Origin of the sequence: Acidihalobacter prosperus (genome assembly GCF_000754095.2) — a bacterium.
Lineage (GTDB): Bacteria > Pseudomonadota > Gammaproteobacteria > DSM-5130 > Acidihalobacteraceae > Acidihalobacter > Acidihalobacter prosperus.
This window is the reverse complement of sequence record NZ_JQSG02000007.1, coordinates 1-23402: the sequence shown is the minus strand read 5'-3', so window position 1 is coordinate 23402 and position 23402 is coordinate 1. Positions and strand designations below refer to the sequence as shown.

At 58.8% G+C, this 23402-nt stretch carries 20 protein-coding genes and 3 pseudogenes; 14 read left to right on the top strand and 9 right to left on the bottom strand.

The genetic code is table 11. The features are described from left to right. Positions 1-115: 115 nt before the first annotated feature. From THPRO_RS15980 to THPRO_RS15970, 3 genes are all read right to left on the bottom strand, one after another. On the bottom strand, positions 116-3232 hold the full coding sequence (locus THPRO_RS15980; protein ID WP_161490012.1) for a putative bifunctional diguanylate cyclase/phosphodiesterase: 3117 nt from the start codon (positions 3230-3232) through the stop codon (positions 116-118). Between the two features lie 221 nt (positions 3233-3453). Next, on the bottom strand, positions 3454-3975 hold the full coding sequence (locus THPRO_RS15975; protein WP_052064736.1) for a phosphate-starvation-inducible PsiE family protein: 522 nt from the start codon (positions 3973-3975) through the stop codon (positions 3454-3456). A 199-nt stretch (positions 3976-4174) separates the two neighbouring features. Next, positions 4175-5860 (bottom strand): methyl-accepting chemotaxis protein, encoded by a 1686-nt coding sequence (locus THPRO_RS15970; protein ID WP_065089906.1) that lies wholly within the window; start codon positions 5858-5860, stop codon positions 4175-4177. Between the two features lie 338 nt (positions 5861-6198). On the opposite strand from THPRO_RS15970, the gene THPRO_RS15965 reads away from it, so the two are divergent. Then, positions 6199-6510: an ArsR/SmtB family transcription factor gene (locus THPRO_RS15965; RefSeq protein ID WP_201786905.1), complete on the top strand. Its 312-nt coding sequence runs from the start codon at positions 6199-6201 to the stop codon at positions 6508-6510. A gap of 89 nt (positions 6511-6599) precedes the next feature. After that, a complete protein-coding gene (locus tag THPRO_RS15960; protein ID WP_052064742.1) occupies positions 6600-7616 on the top strand; it encodes a cation diffusion facilitator family transporter in 1017 nt (338 codons plus the stop codon). A gap of 111 nt (positions 7617-7727) precedes the next feature. Here the strand turns inward: THPRO_RS15960 and THPRO_RS17545 are convergent. Next, positions 7728-8048 (bottom strand): annotated as a pseudogene (locus tag THPRO_RS17545) (DUF255 domain-containing protein); the annotation flags it as partial. A 303-nt stretch (positions 8049-8351) separates the two neighbouring features. Here THPRO_RS17545 and THPRO_RS15955 point away from each other — a divergent pair. The 5 genes and pseudogenes from THPRO_RS15955 (at position 8352) to THPRO_RS15935 (ending at position 13122) form a co-directional block, all read left to right on the top strand. Then, positions 8352-8756, top strand: coding sequence for an ArsR/SmtB family transcription factor (locus THPRO_RS15955; protein ID WP_052064743.1), 405 nt, complete (start codon positions 8352-8354; stop codon positions 8754-8756). Beyond that, positions 8743-9924 carry an SO_0444 family Cu/Zn efflux transporter gene (locus THPRO_RS15950; RefSeq protein ID WP_052064744.1) on the top strand — a complete coding sequence of 394 codons (1182 nt, stop codon included), beginning with the start codon at positions 8743-8745 and terminating at the stop codon, positions 9922-9924. Before THPRO_RS15955 ends, THPRO_RS15950 begins: the two co-directional genes overlap by 14 nt. A gap of 91 nt (positions 9925-10015) precedes the next feature. Beyond that, a pseudogene (locus THPRO_RS15945) lies at positions 10016-10341 on the top strand (YnfA family protein). A 78-nt stretch (positions 10342-10419) separates the two neighbouring features. Next, positions 10420-11736: an ISL3 family transposase gene (locus tag THPRO_RS15940; RefSeq protein ID WP_065089037.1), complete on the top strand. Its 1317-nt coding sequence runs from the start codon at positions 10420-10422 to the stop codon at positions 11734-11736. A 124-nt stretch (positions 11737-11860) separates the two neighbouring features. After that, positions 11861-13122: pseudogene (locus THPRO_RS15935) on the top strand (IS1380 family transposase). 373 nt (positions 13123-13495) lie between these two features. Here the strand turns inward: THPRO_RS15935 and THPRO_RS16910 are convergent. Genes THPRO_RS16910 through THPRO_RS16485 form a run of 4 tightly spaced genes read right to left on the bottom strand, consistent with a single transcriptional unit; the run spans position 13496 to position 17460 of the window. Beyond that, positions 13496-13885: a cupredoxin domain-containing protein gene (locus tag THPRO_RS16910; protein WP_145930641.1), complete on the bottom strand. Its 390-nt coding sequence runs from the start codon at positions 13883-13885 to the stop codon at positions 13496-13498. Positions 13886-13899: 14 nt separating this feature from the next. Beyond that, positions 13900-14766: a cytochrome c biogenesis CcdA family protein gene (locus THPRO_RS15930; protein ID WP_065089036.1), complete on the bottom strand. Its 867-nt coding sequence runs from the start codon at positions 14764-14766 to the stop codon at positions 13900-13902. Continuing rightward, positions 14763-17234, bottom strand: coding sequence for a heavy metal translocating P-type ATPase (locus THPRO_RS15925; protein WP_038094127.1), 2472 nt, complete (start codon positions 17232-17234; stop codon positions 14763-14765). Before THPRO_RS15925 ends, THPRO_RS15930 begins: the two co-directional genes overlap by 4 nt. Continuing rightward, positions 17215-17460 (bottom strand): heavy-metal-associated domain-containing protein, encoded by a 246-nt coding sequence (locus THPRO_RS16485; RefSeq protein WP_082954321.1) that lies wholly within the window; start codon positions 17458-17460, stop codon positions 17215-17217. Before THPRO_RS16485 ends, THPRO_RS15925 begins: the two co-directional genes overlap by 20 nt. A gap of 212 nt (positions 17461-17672) precedes the next feature. Here THPRO_RS16485 and THPRO_RS16480 point away from each other — a divergent pair, with 212 nt between their 5' ends. The 7 genes from THPRO_RS16480 (at position 17673) to THPRO_RS15900 (ending at position 23184) form a co-directional block, all read left to right on the top strand. Next, on the top strand, positions 17673-18077 hold the full coding sequence (locus THPRO_RS16480) for a heavy metal-responsive transcriptional regulator (RefSeq protein WP_145923204.1): 405 nt from the start codon (positions 17673-17675) through the stop codon (positions 18075-18077). 233 nt (positions 18078-18310) lie between these two features. After that, positions 18311-18907: a hypothetical protein gene (locus THPRO_RS15920; RefSeq protein WP_201787028.1), complete on the top strand. Its 597-nt coding sequence runs from the start codon at positions 18311-18313 to the stop codon at positions 18905-18907. Between the two features lie 125 nt (positions 18908-19032). Next, positions 19033-19923, top strand: coding sequence for an MT-A70 family methyltransferase (locus tag THPRO_RS16475; protein ID WP_082954722.1), 891 nt, complete (start codon positions 19033-19035; stop codon positions 19921-19923). Between the two features lie 167 nt (positions 19924-20090). After that, positions 20091-20618 (top strand): hypothetical protein, encoded by a 528-nt coding sequence (locus THPRO_RS17365; RefSeq protein WP_236717299.1) that lies wholly within the window; start codon positions 20091-20093, stop codon positions 20616-20618. Between the two features lie 9 nt (positions 20619-20627). Then, positions 20628-21905, top strand: coding sequence for a DNA cytosine methyltransferase (locus THPRO_RS17135; RefSeq protein ID WP_236717300.1), 1278 nt, complete (start codon positions 20628-20630; stop codon positions 21903-21905). Next, positions 21902-22669, top strand: coding sequence for a hypothetical protein (locus tag THPRO_RS15905; protein WP_065089640.1), 768 nt, complete (start codon positions 21902-21904; stop codon positions 22667-22669). Before THPRO_RS17135 ends, THPRO_RS15905 begins: the two co-directional genes overlap by 4 nt. After that, the gene (locus THPRO_RS15900) at positions 22666-23184 is read left to right on the top strand and encodes a DUF1643 domain-containing protein (protein ID WP_038094158.1); all 519 of its coding nucleotides are present in this window, start codon (positions 22666-22668) and stop codon (positions 23182-23184) included. The genes THPRO_RS15905 and THPRO_RS15900 overlap by 4 nt, the downstream gene beginning before the upstream one ends. Here the strand turns inward: THPRO_RS15900 and THPRO_RS15895 are convergent. Then, positions 23181-23402, bottom strand: a 222-nt coding sequence (locus THPRO_RS15895) for a tyrosine-type recombinase/integrase (protein ID WP_145930905.1), incomplete at its 5' end; no start/stop codon positions are given. The two genes, THPRO_RS15900 and THPRO_RS15895, sit on opposite strands and share 4 nt — an antisense overlap.

Below are 23402 nucleotides of genomic sequence, written 5' to 3'. Positions count from 1 at the left end.
CTTGGCTTACGAGAAAGTGCGGACAGCCGAACAGCGCGCTGACTGGATATTCGAGGAACTGACAACGAGTGATCTATAAGCTCAACGCTGTATCATGGCCGGCCGCCTCTGATTGTTACGCCTCCTGTCGCAAGCGAGCATCCATCTGTTCAATGACCTCATCCAGTGCGTCTACGAAAGCGGTCCAAACAGCGTCAATCTCCACTGATGTGCTGTTCGGGGAACCCGTCGAGAGCGTCGCCAGCCAATCCAGCAACTGCCGATGGAGCAATCGATGCGATTGCTGGAGTCTAACCGTGTCAAGTGAAACGGCCTGCTCGCTTTTCAGCCATGTGCCGAGGGGACATGGCGCGCTCAAACTCGCCGCCAGTTCGGCAAGGTCATTCTTCGATAGTTTATGATCCGCGCATGCCTGTTTGCGGAACCGCATCATCAATTGATTGTGATAGGGCAAAGTCCGCAATAAAACCAGCGCATCCAATGTGGGACGCCAGCGTGGAATTTCAGCGTAGCGCGCGGCTGGGCGGTAGCGAGCGAGCCAGTCAAGCCAGTCACGTTCGCCCATCGGTTTGGCAAAGAAGTATCCCTGGATCACCTCACCGCCGAGTCGGCGCCACAGGCTGACGACACGCGCCTCCTCAACGCCTTCCGCGACCACTTTCGCGCCATGGATTTCGGCCAGTGTCAGCGCGGCATAGCCGACCGCGAACGCTTCGGTATCGTGCTCCAGATTTTGCACGAACTGCAGGTCCAGCTTGATCACATCCAGCGGCAATTCGCGCACGTGCTGCAGCGAGGCGTATCCGCTGCCGAAATCGTCCAGCGAGACGTGTATGCCGCGTTTTCTGACCTCACCCAGCACGCGCGCGCTTTTGTCCAGATCGGCCAATGCCTGGGTTTCTGTCAACTCCAGGGTCAGATAGGCGGCCGTTCCCGGGTAACGATCCAGGGTTTCATCCAGATCGTCCAGGAAGGCCGAGTGCTGTAAATGCCGGGCACAGATATTGATGCTCACACGACCGAAGGCGTAATGATCGGACCGCCAACGCGCGATGGCCGTGGCCGCGCTGTGCAGTAGAAATCGACCCAGCTGACGCGAAAGGGCGGCATCCCGTTCAATGATGGGGATAAAGCTGTTGGGCATCCAGAAACCGTCACCGTTGTGCCGCCAGCGAACCAATGCCTCGACCCCGATCACCGCGCCCGTCGCCAAGTCGATTTGCGGTTGATAGTGGAGAAACAACGCCTGGCTGGCGAGCGCGTTCGGCAGCTCGCGATAGACTTGATATTCGAGCCGGGCATCGTCTGCCATGAGGTGACTGAATAGCTGCCAGCGACGTCTTCCAGCTCCCTTGGAGGCATAAAGCGCCGCATCGGCATGACGAAGCAACTCCATGGGACTGCTGTCGTCGAGCGGATAGAGCGTGAATCCGAGGCTCGCATCCGTGTTCAGTTCATGCCCGATACCCTCGATACGTATCGGCTGGCGTACCGATTCGAGCAGTCGATGTGCAATACCTTCAAGTTCCACCGTGCCAGAAACGCCCTCCAAAAGTATGCCGAATTCGTCCCCGCCCAGCCGGGCAACGGTGTCTCCCTGGCGCACGGCTTCCTTGAGTTGCCTTGCGAGTATCTGGAGTACCTGGTCGCCGACCTGATGCCCGAGGTTGTCATTGATTTGTTTGAAATAATCGAGGTCGAGTATCCCTACGGCGGTTAACCGTTCGGCACGACCGGCACGCGCCAGGGCCTGTTCGAGCATACGCATGAAGTAGCTTCGATTCGGCAGCCCGGTCAGCGAATCCTGCTGGCTCAGGCGCGTGATCTCCCGCACATGCTCGTACTGGTTGAGCCCCAATGCGACATCGCGGGCCAGCTCCTCCATCAACTCGACCAGGGCTGGGGTAAAGTAATGTCGTCTTTGCGCGTAAGCGGCCAGAATACCGCGCTGCCCCGCCTTGGTTGTAAAAGGCGTCATCACGGCACTTCGCAGCCCGTATCGTGTGGCGCGCTCAAGCCAGAACGCAAAACCGGCATTGTCCCACAGATCCGCCACGGCCACGGTCTCTCCCTTGCGTAGCGCCTCGCCAGCCGGCCCTCGACTGGATGGGCTGTCCGGAGCGAGATCAATCTCGAGACCATCGACGTAGCCCCGGGCAGGGCCCGCGGCCCTTTGCACATGTACCCGCGAATCCTGGATCAGGCCGATCCATACCAACGGCAAGTCAGCACTTTCCGCCAATTGCGCACAGACCTTGGCATACAGCTTTTCTGGTTCGGGCAAGGCAACCAGAGCCTGATTGATATCCTTGAGTGCGCCGTAATAGGTGCGCAATTGCGATTCGGACTTCGCGATACGGGTAGAGCGCCTGGCGCTCATACCCAGCACAAGCGTAAGCAGGGACAGCAAGACCACCCCTTCGCCGGCGCCGCCCTGCAGCAGCCATTCGCGCCAGATCACCGCGCGTGGCAGGCTGGCGGTCACGCTCAAGGGAAATCCCGCGACAGAGGTTTGTGCGTACAAGCGACCCTGCTGTGTCCAGATACGAATGCCGGTCGACGCATGCCGGCGTAATGGAAACTCGGGTTGGCCTGCTTCACGGCGGGCGCCTTCGCCCTCGGCCTGCTCGCTATGCGAGACTTGCCTCGCACCCGGTCCGCGCCAGTTCAGCCGGTAGATCGGCTGATGGCCGGCAATAAGATCACGATGGGTCGCCAGCGCAGTCGGAGGCCATGGTAGCAAGGCATACACATCCAGGATCGGATCGCCGCCGGCATCGCGTATGCGTGCACAGGCAGGCAACGCCTGGTCCTGACCGGCGGATACGAGTTCATGCGGTAAGTGGACGGGCGCCGCCAGCGTGACCGACGCGTTACGATTGAGCGGGCATAGACGGTGCGCGATACGCAAGTAGGGGCTTTGCGCGCGGCCGACAATCGGTGACGCGCCCAGCAAGCGCCCATCTTGGGCTTGGAGGACGAAGATCGGCAATACACTGTCGGGATAGGCCGACTGGAACAGGATGATGCGCGTATCCACTTGCGCGGGGCGGAGATCGTTTCCCAGTGCCAGAAAATTGCCCATAGCCCGCAGGGCAGCCGACCAGTGCGTCAAGGAAGATGCCTCGGCCTCTGCACCACGCCGTACGCTCGCCCGCAGGGCTTGTTCGACATGCCAACGGGTATCGCGCCATGACTGCACACCGTAAAAAAGAGCCAGCAAAAAGAGCAAAAAGAGAAAGCCCGCCCTGCGTAGCCAACCCTTACCTTGCTTACCTTGAGTCCACATTAGCATTCGCAACCGAGGCCCGCGTCGGCGGCAACTGGATGATTGACCCTCCGGCATAGCCGCGGTCAGATTATATAGAACGGATACGGTCTCCGCTCAGGATCGGGTAGGTTGTCTCAGGATAGAAAGGTCGATCCCGGTGATGTGCGCGCGAGAAAGGTGGGTTATCCGATGTCTCCAGATCCTTGGGTACGCTTTTTTGCTTGCGCCTGTGCGCGGTCATGACGCTCGCGGAGCAGCCAATACACGACGCCGAGCGCCAGTGACGCAAAACCGAGCGCGCCCAGTGCCGCGGCATTGATGCTCCCCATATCCAGAACGATGAATTTGCGCGCCAGCGCCAGTAGCGCAATCAAGATCACCGTTCGGACTTGAATGATATGTTCCTGTCTTTCCAGTACCCGCAATATGGAATGCTTGAACTCCAGCGCAATCAGGAGCGTCATGATCATGCCGAACACGGTCTCGAACGTACTGTGATCCAGCGGATTCAGGGTTCCCGTTACCAGCATGGAGAATACCTGGCGTATCAGATTCCACAGCGCAATCACGATGATGACCGCAATGACGGTGGTCAAAATCAGCGCCACGACTTGCTCGAAGCGTTCGTAGAAGGTCATCACACCCCAGAAACGCTGGGTGTCGCCGGCAGGTGGGCTATGGCGCTGTTGGATATTGTCTGACATGGCATGCTGTCTAAGTCGAAGTACCTGAGCGACGCATTGGCAAGAATCCGTTGACCCCTACATGCCCCTCTACATATAGAGCGGAAAGCCGTGTTTCAATGGTGCTGAATCCGTATTTTCCTTTCATCGCGACCGTCATTATGGCCACGATGGCGGGCGGTATGTATAGCTCAAGATAGGACGAAACGCGGCGTCCTGATCATTGCACCTTGAACTGATTGACCAGCACTTGTAGCTCTGCTGAGAGTCTGGCCAGATCTTCACTCGCCGTCGCCGTCTGCTGGGCACCCGCCGCCGTCTGTTCCGTGGCGTGACTGATGTTGCTGACGTTGCGGTTGATCTCCTCCGCCACCGAGGATTGCTCCTCCGCCGCGCTCGCAATCAGCGCGTTCATGTCGTTGATCTGCGTCACCGCCTGCGCAATCGTGTTCAGCGACGTCCCCGCTTCCTGCGCCTGCGTCACGCTCGCCTGCGCCCGTTCGCGACCCGTGGTCATCGCCGCCACCGCGCTCTTCGAACCGCCCTGCAGCCGCTCGATCATCCCCCGGATCTCCTCCGTGGAATCCTGCGTCCGCCGCGCCAGCGTCCGCACCTCGTCCGCCACCACCGCAAATCCGCGCCCCTGCTCGCCCGCCCGCGCCGCCTCGATCGCGGCGTTGAGCGCCAGCAGGTTGGTCTGCTCGGAGATCCCGTTGATCACCTCCAGCACCCGGCCGATCTGCGCGCTGTCGTTCTCCAGCGCATGGATCACCTGCGCCGCCTGTTCGACCTCGTCGGCCAGCTGGCTGATCGAGCTGATGGTGCTTTCGACCACCTGCCGCCCCTGGCGCGTGGCCCCGTCCGCCTCCTGCGCCGCGCGCGCGGCGTCGTTGGCGTTCTTGGCCACCTCCTGCACCGTCGCCGACATCTCGTTGATGGCCGCCGCCACCTGGTCGGTCTCGCTCTGCTGGTTACGTACGTGGTTGCTGGTCTCCTCGCTCGTCGCCGACAGCTGCTCCGAGGCCGCCGCCAGCTGCGCCGTCGAACCCGCCACCTGTCCTACCACCTGCTGGATCCGCTCGACGAACTTGTTGAACGCATCTGCTAAATGGTCCAGTTCATCCCGTCCTCGCGAGGCCATTCTGCGCGTCAAATCACCCTCGCCCTGGGCAATGTCCTGCATGGTCTCGACCGTGAGGCGCATCCGCGTGCGCATGCTCATGACCGCCATGCCGACCAGCACGGTGCCGATGATCAGGGCGAGCGCGAGCAGACTCAGGCTAAAGATGCTCGAAAGTCGTAGATCGTCATGCACCCGTCGATTAGCCGCTTCGGCTTGCTGCTGTGCCAACTGCGTGAGCGTGAGCAATTCGCTGCCGATCTGTTCGGACAGCGGGTAGGCGCGCGTCACGAGTACATTCATGGCACCGGCAAACTGTAGCGTTTTGAGATGATGCACCACGGACGCATAGTCCGATTCGCTGCGCTTCCAGAGCTGGCCGACATGCTGAATCTTGCTCGCGAGCTGGGGATCGTTGGCGGCGAGTTTGATGGCCTGCTGATAATTCGCGTCCGCCTCGGCGAGGTATTTCGTGGCCGCGTTCACGTATTGGCCGTTGAGGCTGTTGGTCATCAGTTTCTGCGTCACGTCCGGCGAGACGCCGCCGATGGTGGTGAGGTTCATGTTGAGCACATTGTCGCGGATGGCGATGCCGGCCCGCAGGGTTGCGCCGCTCATGCGCTGCAGGGCATTGAGCAGGGAGTTCTCCTGCTGGCTGAGCTGTGTATCGGAGCGGATGACGCTGCCGAACCAGACCGGCGTGAGCACGGCCGCGACGGCGAAGACGGCGGCCACGATGATGCTGGCCACGATGCGAGCGGTGATGGTGCGAAGGCCCAGGTTCATAGTCGATTCCTTCCTGTTTATTAGTTGGGGTATCCGGAAGATCGTGTTGATTTGAGATGGAGTTGAGATGACGCATCTTGGCGCCTAAACCGGAATATTGTGTGTATGTGTGGCGACTATCCAAGACGCAACCGAACTTCCCGTTTCACCAGTAAGTCCGCAGCGCCTTCTGATTTGTGACAAGCCAGTACACGGAAGGGCCAGACCAGCTCCCCCAGCATCCATGTAGAGATGCCCGGCGTCGGGTTTCCCGTCGGGGCGGTTGATATCATAGAGCTTCATCATTAATATATGAACAACTATTCAATCGTTACTTTGATTCGACGTGGAACTATTCGATGAGTATGGAACCGACTTTTGAGCAAGCCGAAGAATTAGCCGGCATGTTCCACCTGTTGGGCGACGTCAATCGGCTGCGACTGATTTGTGCTTGCCTTGAGGAAGCGGTCTGCGTCCAGGATCTGGCCGATCGTTTTAGCCTGACCCCCTCTCTGGTGAGTCACCACTTGCGTCTGCTGAAGGCGGCGCGCCTCATGCGTGCCGAGCGACGTGGCAAACAGGTGTTCTACACAGTCAACGATGAGCACGTGCGTCGGGTACTTAGCGATATGACGATCCACGTCGCTGAAGAAACTGGAGACGAACGGTAATAATAGAAATCAACGCAACTCATGCCAGGTGCGGTGCCCAAGCACGCGGCCTCGCCCTGGGCGAGCTACTCGGAGAGGTGCCGAACGTGATGCATACCCATACCCATTCTCATGAACACGATGCGAACGGACATGACTCTAACCGCCATAACCATGGGCATGCGCATGACCACCATACCCATTCGATCGGTCCGGATGCTGACAAGCGCTATCTGACGATCGCTCTAGCGTTGCTGCTGGCCTTTATGGCAGTCGAAGTCGTCGCGGGTCTGATGGCCTCCTCGCTGGCACTTATATCTGATGCAGGGCACATGCTCACCGATGCGGGCGCAATCGCGATGTCGCTGACTGTAATGCGTTTGGCACAGCGGCCTGCAGGAGGGCGATTTACCTTCGGCTTCAAACGCTCTGAAATCTTCAGTGCCCAGATCAACGGCCTAACATTGGTAGCATTGGCTGGTTGGTTCCTGATTGAGGCGGTGCGACGCCTGATCTGGCCACCTGCGGTCGATGGACTTCTCGTGACCTGGATCGCCCTGGTGGGTATTGTCGTTAACCTGTTGGCAACGTGGTCAATGAGCAAGGCCAATCGGGAAAGTCTCAACGTCGAAGGCAGCTTTCAGCACATCCTCACCGATCTGTACGCCTTCATTGTCACCGCGATTGCCGGCGCGTTGATCTACTGGACACATTTCTACCGTTTCGATGCTCTCGCTGCCTTAGTGGTGGCGACCTTGATGCTGCGTGCGGGGGTAAGTCTGCTCAGAGAATCGGGGCGCGTCTTTCTCGAAGCCGCCCCCAAGGGAGTGGACCCGGATGTAATCGGTCACACACTGGCTGCAGATCCTGGTGTCTTCGAGGTGCATGACCTGCATGTCTGGGAGATAACATCTGGCTTTACTGCCCTATCCGCCCACGTCCTCATATCCGGCGATAAGCCTTGCTCCGGAGAGTGCCATGCAGTGCGTCGACGCCTGAGTGAACTGCTTGCTGAGCATTTTGATATCGATCATGTGACACTCCAGGTGGACCATTTCCAGACCGAATACCGGATTCCCATGCAGGGGATTCGTCACACCAAATGGCCGCTGCCTGAGGCAGGATGAGGTCCATGATTGGTTAACCTTAAGAGATACCTCAGGATTATCAGTAAATCTGAACGTGGTTGAAGGATGCGACATGGCACCTGGAGAAATCCGACTGACCGAATGCGCTGATATGCGGCGAAAATATACGGCAGCGGAAAACGGTTTCAGATTAGAGGCGAGGAAAATGTTACTGGACCAGCCACCCTGTCCGTTCATGACCACTGCGGCGAGTTGACAGACGCGGTCGATGTCCGGGCGCTTCTCTCGGTTGACCAAGATATTCACGAGCCAGCGATTCATCAGGCGGGCGATAGCCGAATCGGAAAACAACTCGCGGTCGGCCACATGACACCAGTAACAGGCCAGATAACCGATGGATAGACAGATCGGTTTGTTTTCCCGTCGAGCATTTTCCAGCGCCGCCGCCCCCCCCAAGGGATACCAATCCACGGGTTGTTCGCATGCATCCGCAGAGCAGATAAGGGTCGAGAGCGCCTCTCAAGTAATTGCGCGGCGCAGGTGCAGCTACGGCCAAGCCCGCTGGCGACAAGGCTAGGGGCATGAGCCATACGTCCAGAGGCAGGTAGTGCCTGGAGCCGATTGCTTTCATCGTGTTGACTCCATCATGCAATCATGGATGCCCCAAGCGCCCGATTCCTTCCATTCGAGCCGCTGCCGGCTGTATGCCGTGCGGTGCTTTGAGTGTCCGGTTCATGCTTGCGTGCCAAGACTCATTCAATTATATTCGAAAACATGAAACATAAACCCTCTACCCCTACTGCAACCGAAGCGGACGTCTGCGCCCTGGAATGCTTTCATCCGCGCACCGTGACCCGGGTTCAGGCTGCTCTGGCGACCGAGGCGGAACAGCTGGCGGCCAGCGCCGAATTGTTCAAAATGCTGGGTAATCCCAAGCGTTTGATGATCCTGCGCGCTTTACGCGAGGCGGAGTTGTGCGTCTGCGATCTGGCTCACCTGCTCGGCCTGAGCGTAGCGGCGACTTCACAGCAACTGCGTATTCTGCGCGGCCAGGGCTGGCTGCGCATGCGCAGCGCGGGCAAGATGGTCTATTACCGCTGGAATGACGAGTCGCCGTTGCCCGCCCTGAATGCGGCGGTGCGCGGCATGTGTGTGGAAACCGCTGATGAACCTGATTGACACCACTCTTCACACCCTCGCACAGTGGATCGCGAACACTTGGACGCTGTACCTGGAGGCCGCGCCTTGGGTGGTGCTCGGGCTGATATGCGCTGGCCTGATCAAGGCATGGGTGCCGCAAGACCGGCTGGGGCGTTGGTTGGGCGGTCGCGGTTTGTGGCCGGTCACCAAAGCCGCGCTGATCGGCGCGCCACTGCCGCTGTGTTCTTGCGGTGTGATACCGGTCGCGCTGGGTTTGCGCCGTGCCGGGGCTTCGCGAGGCTCGACCCTGTCATTTCTGATCGCCACCCCGGAGACAGGCGTGGACTCGGTGGCCATTTCGTTCGCGCTGTTGGGGCCGTTCATGGCCATCGTTCGTCCGATCAGCGCCATCCTGAGCGCCATCGTGACTGGCCTGCTGGGCAATCTCGCCGAACCGGAGGCAAGGCGGGTGCCGGGTTCTGCCCCAGATCGGGTCGGAATCGACGCCTGCGGATCACAAACGTGTTCGAGTGCGTGCAGTACTGAAGTCAAGCCGGCGAGGATTGCACAAGCGGACTGCAACGATTCGTCCTGCGGCTACGAATCGACCGCACACGCTTTGAATACGAACACGGGTTCGCTCGGGTGGCGCAGCATGGCGGGGATTCGCTATGCGGTCACCGACCTACTGGATGAGTTCAGTCTATGGATGGCGCTCGGCCTCGCGCTGGCGGGTTTAACCATGACATTGGTGCCGCCGGCTGCACTGGGTGCTTACGGCAGTGGCTGGATGGCGATGCTGCTGATGCTGTTGGTCGGTGTGCCTTTCTACGTCTGCGCGACCGAATCCACGCCGATCGCCACTGCTATGCTACTGGCAGGGGTCTCGCCCGGCGCGGTGCTGGTATTCCTGCTGGCGGGACCGGCAACCAATCTGGGCACGGTAGGCGCCTTGCGCAAGGTATTCGGCTGGCGCTTCGTGCTGATCTACGTCGGCGGCATCAGCGCCTGCGCTATTGGATTCGGTCTGTTGACCGATGCCCTGGTGCATGCCCTGAACATCAATATCACGGCCCAGATCCAGGCCAGTGCTGAGTTGCTGCCAGGCTGGGCGAAACTGGGCTGCGCCTTTCTGCTCGCGGCTGTGGCCCTGCGCCCCCTGCGCCGCCACCTGCCCGGCCTGAGTCCGGCACAACCGGCTGCCTGAGGCGATGCCTCTCGCGGCACGCGATATGGATCATCCGGGTTCAATCCTCAGGAAGGTTTTCCGCGTATTCGGTCGCAGCCAGGGGACGTTCATGCCCGCACCTGGAAACGACCTGCCGTTGCTCGCCAGTGAACTCAACTTGTTACGCATTCTGTCCTGTTCGTGGCCACACGGCCGTGGCCGAGATCCTTGGCTGCTATTGCCAGCGGCAGCCTCGCTCGCTGTTTTCGCTTGGTTATTGACCCTTCACCCTACGGCGGCTGGGCGTACCTACGCCGCGTATGGCGGCGGATACATTGCCGTCACTATCGGTTGGCTATGAGGGGCGAAGGGATACGTCTCGGTCTGTGGGATGTCATCGGCAACCTCGTCGCCCTAATGGGGGTGGCCATTATCATGCTGGCACCCAGACATTAGGCTCGTTTGGGGAAAATGGCAGCCTTCACGTGGCTGCATGCCGCGGCTGACGATGCCTGCTCGCATGGGATGCTCTAGATGGACTTGTTGAATCTCAAGTATTTACAGCAGGACTCGGTTCAAGAATCCGAACATGATTATCACATTGAGGCAACCAGCAACGGCTCCAGCCAATATTGTCTTGACTGCGGTTCTTCTCATACCGTGGGCTTCGGACGCAAGCGCCAACTCTTCATGGACGCCCCCGTGCGCGGCAAGCGGGTAGGTATTTGGGTAGACCGCAGACGGTTACGCTGCAAACAATGCGGCAAGACTTTCATGGAACCGCTGCCCGAGATGCATGATCGCCGGCAAGCGACGCGACGACTGGTGCAATACATCGAGCGTGAGTCACTACGCCGCACCTTTGCCAGTATCGCCGAGGACGTAGGCTTCGACGAAAAGAGCATCCGCAACATTTTTCGCGCCTATGTCAACCGGTTGGAGAAGGAAGTCCGGTTCGAGACGCCGAGATGGATGGGCATCGACGAGATCTACATCGTCAAGAAACCGCGCTGCGTGATCTCGAATATCGAGCATCAAACCATCGTCGAGGTGCTGCCTAACCGCAACAAGCCGACCGTGATCAAGCGCCTGCAAACGCTACCCGATAAGGAAAAGGTGCGGTATGTCGCAATGGATATGTGGAATCCATATCGCGACGCCGTCAACACGGTATTCCCACAGGCCAGAATCGTCATCGACAAGTTTCATGTCGTGCGGATGGCGAATCAGTGTCTGGACACTGTACGCAAGAACTTGCGAGTGGAACTTACCTCACGACAGCGCAGGGGCTTGATGCACGATCGTTTCGTGCTGCTCAAACGCCGCCGTGACATCTCCGACGAAGACTACCTGAAGCTCTCGGGCTGGACTGTCAACTACCCATCGCTGGGGGCGGCCTACGATGCTAAGGAAGCTTTTTATGGCATCTGGGATATGGACAACCGGCCTGACGCGGAAAGTGCTTATGAGATCTGGTGTGGGAGTCTATCCGATGAGATGAGAGATGCCTTCAAGCCGATTCTCACGGCCATCGGTAACTGGCACACGGAGATCTTCAACTACTTCGATCACCCGATCACCAACGCCTATACGGAAAGTCTGAACAACCTGATTCGGGTGATGAATCGTCTTGGGCGCGGCTATAGCTTCGAGGCGCTTCGGGCAAAGATCCTTTTCACCGAAGGGGTACATACAGTCAAGAAACCCAAATATCCCAAGCGAAGAGCAACGATGGAAGACTCGATGTTCGCGTACAAAACCTTTTCAAGGATTATCGACATCGAACGAGAAACCAACTACGGCGCTCAGATATCAACATTGATATCCTTGATTGAAAACGGCGATCTCTAGACCCGTATCAACACGATCTTCCGGATACCCATTTTTCATAAATAGAAGGGCGGGCGCTTAACTAACTGATATAATAAAAATTTACGATAATAACGCTTCGGGCGAAGCCTAACCGAGACCGCCCATAAGTGATGTCGCCCCGACTCAGCTCTGTTTCCCCACCCTGGCCGGTTTCACCGTCCGTGCCGACTTCGAGGGAGGTGCTGTATCGAGTGATTTCGGCGCACTCCTGCTGCACGGTGTCGATCGGCAAACTGGATTGATCGACTGCCTGGCCGATCTACTGCGCCAGCGCATTTTCCAGACCGCCTGCGGCTATGCCGATGGCAACGACGCCAACGATCTGCGCCAAGACCCGGCCTTCAAGCTCGCACTCGGGCGCGCGCCGCTGGATACCGACAACGACCTGGCCTCCGGGCCCACGTTCTCGCGCCTGGAGAATGGGCTCACCCGCAAGGACATCTATCGTCTGGCCAAGACCCTGGTTGAGGCCTTCATTGCTCGCTACGCCGACCCGCCTTCGGTGATTGTCCTGGACATGGACCATTCCGACGACCGCACCCATAGGCAACAGGAACTGGCCTTCTACAACCCCTATTATGGCAGCCACTGCTACCGGCCGCTGTTTCTCTTCGAGGGGCTCTCCGGCGCACTCATCACGGCGGTGCTGCGTCCCGGCAAGCGCCCCACCGGGCGTGAGAATGCGGCTATCATCGGTCGGGTCGTGCGCCGGCTGCGTCAAGCCTGGCCGGACACCCACATCGTCCTGCGCGGGGATGGACATTTCTCCAACCCGGAATTGATGGCCCTGTGCGAAGAGGATGCGCAGATGGATTTCCTCTTCGGCCTGGCCGGCAACCCGGCGCTTGTGCCCGCGGCCAAGCCCTTGCTCGCGAAAGCGCGGGCCCTGCATGAGCAACGGCGAGCTCAGGCCCACCGGTTGGTGTTCAAGGCCGAGGTGATGGGCTTAGGAGACAACCCGCGTTTCGTCGAGACGTCGCTGACCAACCCGACGTCTGAGACGCTGTACTGGGATTTATACTACGCCCGGGGCCAGGATGAGAACTTCATCAAGGCCATCAAAAACGACCTGGCCAGTGATCGAACGTCCAATCACACCTTCTTCGGCCATCACATGCGCCTGTTCTACGCCTGTGTGCGCCTACACCCTGATCCACAGTCTGCGTGAGAACACCTTGTGCCACACTGAACTGGTGAAAGCGCAGTCCATGACCCTTATCCAGAAGCTGTTCAAGCGGGCGGTGCGCGTCGTGCAGTACAAGGATCGGATCAAGTTGGACCTGCCGAGCAGCTGCCCGGTGAAAAGACTTGTTGCACCGGGTGACCGAATTGCTTTATCTCGCCCGACCTCCAGCCATACCCTGAAACACACCGCCGTGTGTAACCCGCGAAACGCATCCATCCGGGCAAGCCCCGCGGGCCTCGGCACGCCTCGACGCTGAAATTCCGGCTGCAGGCTCCGTGACCGGCGAGCGCGTACACTTTCCAGGGCAACGTTGCGGTACCGATCTGACTCAGCAGGCTGAAAAGCCAGACATGCAAGTGAGATGCTGGGCAGAATTGGCGGGTTTATGAAACATTCGGGCTAGACCATCCCGTGCGAGCATGCCCCGGTGGCTGCTGCGTGCACCAGGCCGCCAATCTTACAAAAGCTTCCAGTGTCTGGTCGCGGGCACGATAACGTTCATCCTCGCTAGGCTACGAGGCAGTCGCTGATGGATTCGTCAGTCACATCGAATCATTCGGCCACGATCTCTCCATACCACATGTTTTCAGAACAGTGATAAACGTACTTCCCTGGCTTGGGAGCGTGTATCAAGATTCTTTTCGTGTCTCCGACCGGCACGCGGATGGACACCGTTTTCCCCTGAGGACCTAGATGCGGGAATACGGTCACGAGACCGCAGCCGCCGATGTTGTCGGTGAGTTCGAGTGCGACGGTCTTGCCTGCCGGAATATGGAGAACCGGAGGCGAGTAGGGATAGGACGACCAGGCTTTACCTTCTATCAACTTAAAAACCGGCGTCGTACCAGATGGGGCGGATGCTGCCGCTATCGCTGGCAAAGCAAATACCACCAGTAGTGATGCGGCGGCCGGCGCGAGACGGATGCGCACTGATTGATGCATGATTTCTCCCCCCCTTAGATTCCCGATATAAGCCCGAAATTCAACAGGAAATAATAAAATAAGTACGCACTGGTCAATAGAAACAGAATGCCGGTAGCCGGCTGCAAATAGAGACCGATATGGCGTCGCACGGCCAATACGGCGGGCTGACCCAGTGCAAGCATGAGGAGCATCAAGCCTGCCATGGCAGTTCCATAGAGCAGCACGGCCAAGGCGGCAAGCCAGTAGACACCTGCGGCGAGCGGTAGCATGATGACCCCCAAAAAAACGGGCAAGGTGCACGTGTGTGCGGCCGCTCCGTAGGCCACGCCAAAACCCAGAAGATCACGCCGCCGTCCCTGCGCCGCACCCGCCAGCAACCGATCATAGTAGCGCCGTCCCGGTAAAAACCGCGCTGCACCACTCAATGCGGCGGCACCTCCGATCAACAGCGCAAAGCCCAAGATTGCGAAAAGTATGCCGACTACAGGAATCAAGTAGATCAGGAACCGATAGATTACGGGGCCAATCATGCCGACCAGCACGGCGGCGACGCCGTAAAAACCGATGATACCTAATGCGATCAGTAATGACGCCATGAACAGGCTGCGGTCATGTTGTTTCATGTCAACAGACATTGAAGCCCTATTGCCCACGAAATACATGAGGAAGGAGGGTGTAATCACGAGACTACAAGGCGAAAAAAATGAGGCGGCACCACCAAGAACCCCAATGGCCAGGATCAGCGGAGCGGGCACGACCGGCGTTCCCTGGGCTTTAAACAATAGCCAACCAACCGTGTGATAAACCCATTCCCCCGCAAAGAACAGCAGGGCCAGTGCAATCAATGTGACGCCGATACGCACCGCATCGTTATCAAGACGAAAGCGAATTGTTTTCATCTTGGAGTACTCATGGCATCTTGCGATAGCACAGCAGATTTCGTGCCGACACTGCCGACGGCTGAAAAAAATATGGCAGGTTTGCCCCATAAGGAGTGGACGAAAATCGCGGTAACACTCACTGCCATTGCCGTCATGGCCCACACGGGGTTCACGAGTCCTGTCGCCGCCGCAGGTATGCCAAGGCCATTGAATGCGAATGCCAGCAAAACATTACGGACCATACGCGCATAACTCCGACGACTGATCTGCCAGGCGATCAGAATCGATGAGAGCCGGTTGTTGAGAACGACGATATCGGCCGATTCGATCGCGATATCCGTGCCGGACCCCATGGCAACCCCCGTGTCGGCTTGCATCAGCGCAGGCGCATCATTGATGCCGTCGCCTACCATGGCGACATGGGCACCGGACGCCTGAAATTGCCGGATGCGCTCGGCCTTCTCCTGAGGCAGGACACGCCCATAGACTTCTTCTATGCCCAATTGCTTAGCGACCGCTTCCGCTGTATGCGGGTGATCCCCCGTCAACATCAAAGCGCGGATGCCGTGACGATTCAGTGCCTGGATCGTCTCGCGGGCATCTTCGCGCAAGGCATCACCCAGCAGGATCCAGCCTTGGAAAAGACCCGCAGCCGCCACGCCAACGGCCGTATGCCCCAGCGCTTGCGCGCTCTTGATGGCCTTATCATCAGGAATGGCGATCTGTTGCGTTCGCAACCATTCGGCATTACCAATCTGGACCTGGGTATCACCGAGCTTGGCTGTTATGCCCAAGCCGGCTATCGCCTTGAAATCCGACGCCTCGCCCAAAGCGACCCCGCGCTCCAGTGCCTCATTTATGATCGCATGCCCAAGCGGATGCTCCGAGCCCATCTCGACCGATGCCGCCAGGCTCAGCATATGCATCTCGTCCACTCCTGAGGCTGGCATGAGCTTGGCTACCTGCGGACGCCCGACGGTAAGTGTGCCGGTCTTGTCGAACACTACGAGCGTTGTCTGGCGGAACGCTTGGAAAGACTCGCCCGTACGCATCAGCACGCCAGCCTCTGCTGCATCGGCAGCCCCGCGTACGATCGACAAAGGTGCCGAAATCCCGACCGCACAGGGATAACCCATGACCAGTACGGAAAGCGCAGCGAAGACCGCTCGCTCCACATCCGGTGTGCCACTCATCAGCCAGGTTGCCAGCAGCCACCCTAGCAGGGCCAGCAAGGCAAGGGTCAGAACAAGCGGCGTGTAAATGCGTAGGGTACGGTCCACCAGATGCAGCAGACCGGGCTTTAGTGCGCGCGATTCCTCGACGCTGCGGACTACTTGAGCCAGGAAACTGTCGTCACCTACAGCGCTTACTTCGACGAGCAGCATGCCTGGCCCGTTGATGGCACCACCGACGACACTTGTCCCGGTCGTTTTCTCAACAGGAAGGGGCTCGCCGGTCAACAGCGATTCATCCACCGAAGAATGCCCCTCCAGCACCCGGCCATCGGCACCGATCCTTTCACCGGGGCGCACACGAATGCGATCACCGATCGCAAGCGTCTCCGCCGGCACGGTTTCTTCGTGTCCATTTTTTCCCACTCGTCTCGCCGTACGCGGCGTCAAATCGAGCAGTTTTCGCACCGCTTGGGAGCTGCGCGTCTTCACGATCAATGAAAGCCACTCGGAAAAGCGATGATAGGTCAGCACCATCACCGAGACCCCGAAAAAAGCCGCCGTAGGGTAATGGGGCAGCCGTAGAACAAAACCGAGGGCCCCGCCGATGATGCCCGCTACAGCGCCGATTTCGACCAATACATGCTGATTGAGAATGCCTCGCCGCAGGGACTGCCAGGCAATCTTCAAAAAATTGCCGCCAGGGCCTAAAAACACGCCTAGCGCCAAGGCCGCGGTCAACGGTGCCGCCCAGGTCTGTAATAGGCCATCCAACTTCAATGCGTAGATGAGCAAGCCGAGAAGCGCTAGTGTGGCCGTCCCGGAGAGCGCGCGTATCCATCCGCGCGGCTTGAGCAGCGTCCATGAGAAAAGAAGCAGGGTGGCATAGACGAGCCCGGAAAGGACGAGTTGCCAGCCCTGTGACGGCGCCATCAAAGCCACGGCGATCAGGCTGGCGGAAAGCGCCAGCAGGAATCGGGCACCTTCATTGGCGAGACGGCGTTCCTGCACTTCGAACGGCTCGACCCGCCTCGGATCCTGTAGTTCGTAGCCGATATCGCCAAGCGTTCCCATCAAGACTGCCGGATCCGTCAGCGCTGGATCGTATTCGACCAAGGCCTGTTCGTGGGTCAGGCTCACGGCGACTTTCTTTACACCGGGCAGTTTGCCAAGTGATTGCTCGATCGTTCCCGTGCAAAGCGAGCAGTGCAGACCGCCGATATGGGCGCTGACGCGACGCAGTGGCGGTGTTTGCGTGGGCTCGTCTCGCCAAGGGTGCCAGTCTGATGAAGGATCAAGTGCGATGTTCGTCATGACGCCGCCCCTCCGATGTCGTCGTTGCCGTAAATCCAGCGTCGGTCACCAATGCCACCAGCTTCTCCGGCGATGTCGCATCGGGATCGATGATCAATCGAGCTTGACCATCCTGATAGGAAACCTTAACCGCGCTGACGCCGGAAACCCTCTTTAACACCTGTTCAAGCCTCAGCGCACAGCCATGACAGTGCATGCCACCGATTTGTAGTTCGAACGACTGCATGTCGAATACCTCTTTACCCGAGTCTCCTGGTGACTTATAACGCTTGGAGTTAACTCCAAGTCAAGGCTTTGTGGCATGATATTTCGCTGCCAGACACACTCAGCTGACAAACGCTAGATCTCGCACTGGTGAAGACCTCACGGGTTATCTCGCGTCATTGGCGATTCTAGAGGTGATAGCTGAGTCGCCCCGGTTTGCCGAAGGAGGTATGGATGAAAATTGGAGAGGCATCAAGGCGCTCGGGATTCAGTCCCGAGACACTGCGTTACTACGACAAAATAGGCTTGCTGGATGCCGTCGGGCGCGATGCCGCTGGGCGACGTGACTACGATGGTCACGATATCGAACAGCTGATGTTTATCCGTCGAGCCAAAAGTGCCGGCTTTAGCCTGGATGACATCCGTGTTCTGTTGCGGTTGCGCTCAGCACCCAATGAAGCGCGTCGGCAGGTCCTGGGGCTGACTCAGGCAAAGCTTGCAGAAATAGAGCACAAGATCTCCAGTCTGTCTGCATTCAAAGATGAACTCACACGCCTTAGCCATTTGTGTTGCTCGGATGGAGGCGACTCGTGCCCTATTTTAAGTCAACTTTCTGATACAGAGCACTCACACGCCTGATCATACTCTGGGTGAATTGTTATAAATCGTGTAGCTGAAATCCGCACAATCAAGCATCAAACCCTATTCATGCCGGGTGTGGCAGTGTCGACACACATACACACAATATTCCGGTTTAGGCGCCAAGATGCGTCATCTCAACTCCATCTCAAATCAACACGATCTTCCGGATACCCGATATCTTCTACGTTCCGATCTACGCCCAGTACCGCAAGGGTCGTCTACGGGTCAAAATGACTTTGGCCTACGAGTCTGTCAGCGGGCTCCCGCAGGGAGCCACCCTCGCCGGCAGCAACCTGTCCAGCCGCGGCGGCACGCAGACGCAGACCCGCTCGGCCTCCGGCATGGGCGATACATGGTTCACCGTGCGCTATTCGGCCACCCACGCACGCGACGGCCGCATCGGCATCCATCCCTATGCCAAGGTCAAGATCGCCACCGCCTCGCATTCCGCCGGACTCGGCACCGGGCAGAACGACTACGAGGCCGGCCTGGGTTTCGACGCCCGCGCGGGGTATTACACCTTCCCGTTCGCCCACATCGGCTATCGCCTGGTCGGCAAGCCGGCGAACTCGAACCTGCAGAACATCGCCACCTACGACTTCGGAGCGAGCTATGTATTGCCGCGTTCGCAGGCGAACATCATCACCGCGATGTTCTCCGGTTCGCAGTCGGAGCAGAAGGGTTACGCCGGACCGGCGGACCTGATCGTCGCCTGGAACCACAACATCAACCCACAGGGCAGCGGTTTCCAGCTCTACTTCGACAAGGGCCTGAGCAACGGCAGCGCCAGCTATGGCATCGGTCTCGGGGGACAGATCGTCTTCTGACTCGGCGCGCAGCCATCCGACAAGCGCAAATTGATCGAATAACAGCCGTATATTGATCTATTTGGGCGCTTGCGTTATTCGAGAACTCCGGACAATGACCTGAAACCCATTCACGGTCTCAGGTCATGCAGGATATCGATAACGACATGCACTGGCACCTGCGCCTGGGCGAGGCCTCCGCGGCCGCAACCCGGCTCGCCAACGGCAAACTCCACCTTCCCGTACGCGATTCATCCGGGAAAATAGACCCGCTCGGACGCTGGCTTAACGAACAGCGGCGCCGATACAACCATGGCACGCTCAGCGCCCAGCGCCGAGAAGCGTTGGAAGCGACGGGCTTCGACATGAATCCGGTACGCGGCAAGGCTTCGCAAAAGCCTCGCCCGACGGACGGCGAACGTGTCGCTCAAAACGGATGCCGCCACGTATCCAGTCTCGACGTGCTCATCCGCGAACAGCGCAAATACCGCGTCATCTACGCCGATCCGCCCTGGCGCTACGACAACCAGGGCACCCGCGCGGCGACCGACAACCACTATGACACCATGAGCAGCGCGGATATCGCCGCCATGCCGATACCCGATCTCGCGGATACCGACTGTTTTCTTCATCTCTGGACAACGAACGGGTTCCTGAAAGATGCGCTCGACATCATGGATGCCTGGGGATTCGACTTCAAAAGTCAGGCGGTGTGGGTTAAGCCGCAGATGGGGCTGGGCAATTATTGGCGATTGAATCACGAACTGCTGCTACTCGGCCGAAAAGGCAAGCCGCAGTGGAAAGCCCGCAACCTGCATAGTGCGGTGACCTTTCCGCGCGGCAAGCACAGCGCCAAGCCGGAAGCGTTTCGAACCATGATCGAACAGGCCAACGACGGTCCCTACCTCGAACTGTTCGGACGCCGCGCCGCACCGGGCTGGACCGTGTTCGGCAATCAGATGTCTGGCGATTTGGTCGACAGAACCTATCTGGTCGAGTCGCCGCCTTGTCGCCTTCGCACAGCCATCCATGACTGAACAGAGGTGCCAGGAGATTTGACCAGATCACCCTTCGGGTCCGCTCTGCCGCTGCACATGACTCAAGGCCGGCGGGTCGCAGCCCATCTATGGGCTGCTTCAAGGACACAAAGATAGCGGCCTAGCCCGCGAACATCTTCAAAAAACAATTAGGAGACTCGGACATCATGGAACAACATAAGACTGTCGAACGGCGCGAAATGCGCCACTTTCACTTGTTCTGCGGCCTTGGCGGTGGCGCCAAAGGTTTCAACCAAGCCACCCCTCGGGTCGGGAACCTTGAGGGACGTTGGCGCTGCATAGGTGGCGTCGACGTGGACCCCGCCGCCATCGCGGACTTCGAGCATGCCGCTGGCGTGAAAGGCACCGTCCTCGACATGTTCGATCGGGACCAGTACATCGCCTTCCATGATTGCGAACCGCCGGCTGATTGGCGCGAATGTACGCCGACCGACATTCGCCGTGCCGCCGGTAACGAACGACCGAACGCGGTTTTCCTCAGCGCGCCGTGCAAGGGATTCTCCGGGCTTCTTGCAGAGAGCAAGAGCCGCACCGACAAATACCAGGCCCTGAACAGGTTGACGTTACGCGGTATCTGGCTGATGTTGGAGGCCTGGTCTGATGACCCGCCGGAATTGGTCGCATTTGAAAACGTCCCGAGAATCGGGACCCGTGGTAGATTCCTGCTCGATTAAATCGGCGACTTGCTTTCTGCCTATGGCTACGCCGTAGCAGAGACGACGCACGACTGCGGTGAGCTAGGCGGGCTTGCTCAACGCCGCAAGCGCTTCCTTCTGGTCGCTCGGCACCTTGAGAAGGTGCCGCCGTTTATCTACGAACCTCCGAAACGCGATCTACAGGCGGTCGGAACGGTCCTTGGACGCATGCCGCTCCCGGGCGATATGTCCGCCGGTTCTATGCATCGGGTTCCCCGGTTGGCATGGAAAACCTGGGTCCGCCTTGCCTTCGTCGAGGCCGGAAAAGACTGGCGCAGCCTGAACCGTCTTGAGGTTGAGGACGGTTTGCTGCGCGACTATCTGATCGTGCCCGAATATCGATCGGGTTATATGGGCGTGCGTCGATGGGATCAGCCTACCGGTGTGGTGCAAAGCGAAAGTGGCCCGACCAACGGCGCATTCTCGATTGCCGACCCTCGATTCAGTCAGTCCTCTCTCTGGAACGACGGCCATGCCTATGGTGTCCGCCATTGGGCCGAACATAGCTCAACGATCACCAGCAAACTCGCCGCCGGCAGCGGCTACGGCAGCGTCGCCGATCCCCGGCCGCCGAACCGGCCTTTATTCAGCAAGTACGCGGTCACTCGATTCGACAGCCATACCGGTACCGTTATCGGAGGCGACGATTCCGGTGCGTATGCGGTTGCCGATCCTCGCCGCGCTGGCCCGAGCTTCGGGAAGTATCTCGTAACCGACTGGAACCGCCCTGCAGGTACGGTCCTGTCCGGCAGCACCACGGGTCAAGGCGCTTTTTCAGTGGCGGACCCGCGCCCGGGCATGCGCCGTGAGAAAGGCGATCACTACCTCACCGGTGGGCATTACGGTGTGGTGCCGTGGAATGAACACAGCGGCGCCGTGTCAGCGGCGGCCAGCCATGACAATGGCCGATGGGGCGTCGCATATCCCCGCATTGATGCACTGCCGGCGGCGGACGAAAAGCTGGCGACGATCATCCGCGCGCTGGACGGAACCTGGCATCGTCCCTTCACGACCCTCGAACTGGCCGCAATCCAGTCCCTGATAGACCCCGAAGAGCAACTTGAGCTCGACGGACTTTCGGATCAGGCCTGGCGCGAACGCATCGGCAACGCGGTACCGCCGGCAGCGGCCAGAGCCATCGGCGAAGAATTCGGCCGCACCCTTTTGCTCGCGCAGACCGGCGAGACGTTCCAACTGTCAGCGACACCTATTTGGGTCCGGAATATGGCTGTCGCTCTGACCGTCGCGCAGAGAGATGAAGCATGAAGACGCACGAGGTAAAAGCAGCGCTTCGCGCACGCTTCTGTGCGCCCGAGTGGGGCATCTTCTTTGAGGTTGCAGATGGCACCGGCGCCAATCAACGCCGATGGGCTGATGCGGTATCTATCAATTTGTGGCCCAGCCGCGGGCTGGAAATCCACGGCTTCGAGGTGAAGGTCAGCCGCAGTGATTGGATACGAGAACTCAAGAATCCGGAAAAATCCGAACCGGTCCAGCGTTATTGCGATCGGTGGTGGATCGTAGCCCCGGAAGGGGTCATACGAGAGGGTGAACTACCTCCTACCTGGGGTCAGTATGAGGTCCAAAAGGGGGACGCTCTGCGTCAGGTCGCGGCTGCACCAAAGCTCGAATCTAAGCCCGTAACCCGCGAATTCGTAGCCGCCATGCTGAGACGCGCAAGTGGCATTGATGAGAATGAGGTGCGCGCAGCAGTCAGGGCTGAAGTTGAAAAGCAGCGCGCAAATGACCGGACAACGATCGAGCGAGAAATCAAACTCCGAACTCAAAAATATGAGCGTGTCATGGATCACATTGCCACGATCGAGAGAATCGCTGGCGTAAAGCTCACGGAGTTTACTGACAGCGAGGAAATCGGAAGGGCCATACGGGCGGTACAACACCTCGGACTCAACAAGACATACGGCGGATTATCCTCTCTTCGCAACGATCTCCGACGTATGGTCGGAAATCTCGATCAGGCTATCGCCTTGTTCTGTGGCCCCGAGGCTGAGACGGAGGACACAGCATGATTCCCCTCACTGAAACCGAGGGCGCGTCGACCTCCAATGCCACGTTTTCCAAGTGCAGGCTCTATTGCTACACCCTAACGCGGCAATGGGGTACTGAGGTGCACATAACCTTCATCATGCTCAACTCGTCAACTGCCGACGAGATCAAGAACGATCCGACCGTAGAGCGTTGCGAGCGGCGCGCCCGCGCCATGGGTTTCGGCGGACTGCGAGTGGCCAACATTTTCGCACTGCGCTCCACTGACCCGGCGGCGCTTTATCAGCACCTGAATCCGGTGGGCAATGACAATGACGAGGCCATTCTGAAGTCAGCGGCCGGCGCTGGCCTTGTTGTCTGCGCCTGGGGTAAGCACGGGCTGCTTATGAACCGCAGCGACCAGGTCAAGCACCTGCTCAAACGCAATGGCATCACGCCGAGCGTGTTGAGACTCAACAAGGATGGTACGCCGGCACATCCCCTGTATATCCCCTATTCCGTAACCCCCATCCCCTGGGAGAAAGCCTTAGCGAGTTAATCCATCTTGCTGACCAGATCGTCCACCTTGGGCGCGTAGTACACGTTCTGCAGGATGCGCAGGTCCTGGTGGCCTGATATTTTGGCYAGATCCATGACATCGAACTTCGCGGCCAGCCTGGACAGCGCCTCGCGCCGAGTATCGTGGAAGTGCAAATCCTCGATACCCACTTTCTTTTTGATCTTGCGAAACAGCACATCGATTTGGCGGGGCGACAA

What these genes read in the sequence shown, in the direction of transcription:
- THPRO_RS15975 (WP_052064736.1), bottom strand. Translation starts at nt 3,975, where the DNA reads ATGTCAGACAATATCCAACAGCGCCATAGCCCACCTGCCGGCGACACC.
- THPRO_RS15970 (WP_065089906.1), bottom strand. Translation starts at nt 5,860, where the DNA reads ATGAACCTGGGCCTTCGCACCATCACCGCTCGCATCGTGGCCAGCATC.
- THPRO_RS15965 (WP_201786905.1), top strand. Translation starts at nt 6,199, where the DNA reads ATGAGTATGGAACCGACTTTTGAGCAAGCCGAAGAATTAGCCGGCATG.
- THPRO_RS15960 (WP_052064742.1), top strand. Translation starts at nt 6,600, where the DNA reads ATGCATACCCATACCCATTCTCATGAACACGATGCGAACGGACATGAC.
- THPRO_RS15955 (WP_052064743.1), top strand. Translation starts at nt 8,352, where the DNA reads ATGAAACATAAACCCTCTACCCCTACTGCAACCGAAGCGGACGTCTGC.
- THPRO_RS15950 (WP_052064744.1), top strand. Translation starts at nt 8,743, where the DNA reads ATGAACCTGATTGACACCACTCTTCACACCCTCGCACAGTGGATCGCG.
- THPRO_RS15940 (WP_065089037.1), top strand. Translation starts at nt 10,420, where the DNA reads ATGGACTTGTTGAATCTCAAGTATTTACAGCAGGACTCGGTTCAAGAA.
- THPRO_RS16910 (WP_145930641.1), bottom strand. Translation starts at nt 13,885, where the DNA reads ATGCATCAATCAGTGCGCATCCGTCTCGCGCCGGCCGCCGCATCACTA.
- THPRO_RS15930 (WP_065089036.1), bottom strand. Translation starts at nt 14,766, where the DNA reads ATGAAAACAATTCGCTTTCGTCTTGATAACGATGCGGTGCGTATCGGC.
- THPRO_RS15925 (WP_038094127.1), bottom strand. Translation starts at nt 17,234, where the DNA reads ATGACGAACATCGCACTTGATCCTTCATCAGACTGGCACCCTTGGCGA.
- THPRO_RS16485 (WP_082954321.1), bottom strand. Translation starts at nt 17,460, where the DNA reads ATGCAGTCGTTCGAACTACAAATCGGTGGCATGCACTGTCATGGCTGT.
- THPRO_RS16480 (WP_145923204.1), top strand. Translation starts at nt 17,673, where the DNA reads ATGAAAATTGGAGAGGCATCAAGGCGCTCGGGATTCAGTCCCGAGACA.
- THPRO_RS15920 (WP_201787028.1), top strand. Translation starts at nt 18,311, where the DNA reads ATGACTTTGGCCTACGAGTCTGTCAGCGGGCTCCCGCAGGGAGCCACC.
- THPRO_RS16475 (WP_082954722.1), top strand. Translation starts at nt 19,033, where the DNA reads ATGCAGGATATCGATAACGACATGCACTGGCACCTGCGCCTGGGCGAG.
- THPRO_RS17365 (WP_236717299.1), top strand. Translation starts at nt 20,091, where the DNA reads ATGGAACAACATAAGACTGTCGAACGGCGCGAAATGCGCCACTTTCAC.
- THPRO_RS15905 (WP_065089640.1), top strand. Translation starts at nt 21,902, where the DNA reads ATGAAGACGCACGAGGTAAAAGCAGCGCTTCGCGCACGCTTCTGTGCG.
- THPRO_RS15900 (WP_038094158.1), top strand. Translation starts at nt 22,666, where the DNA reads ATGATTCCCCTCACTGAAACCGAGGGCGCGTCGACCTCCAATGCCACG.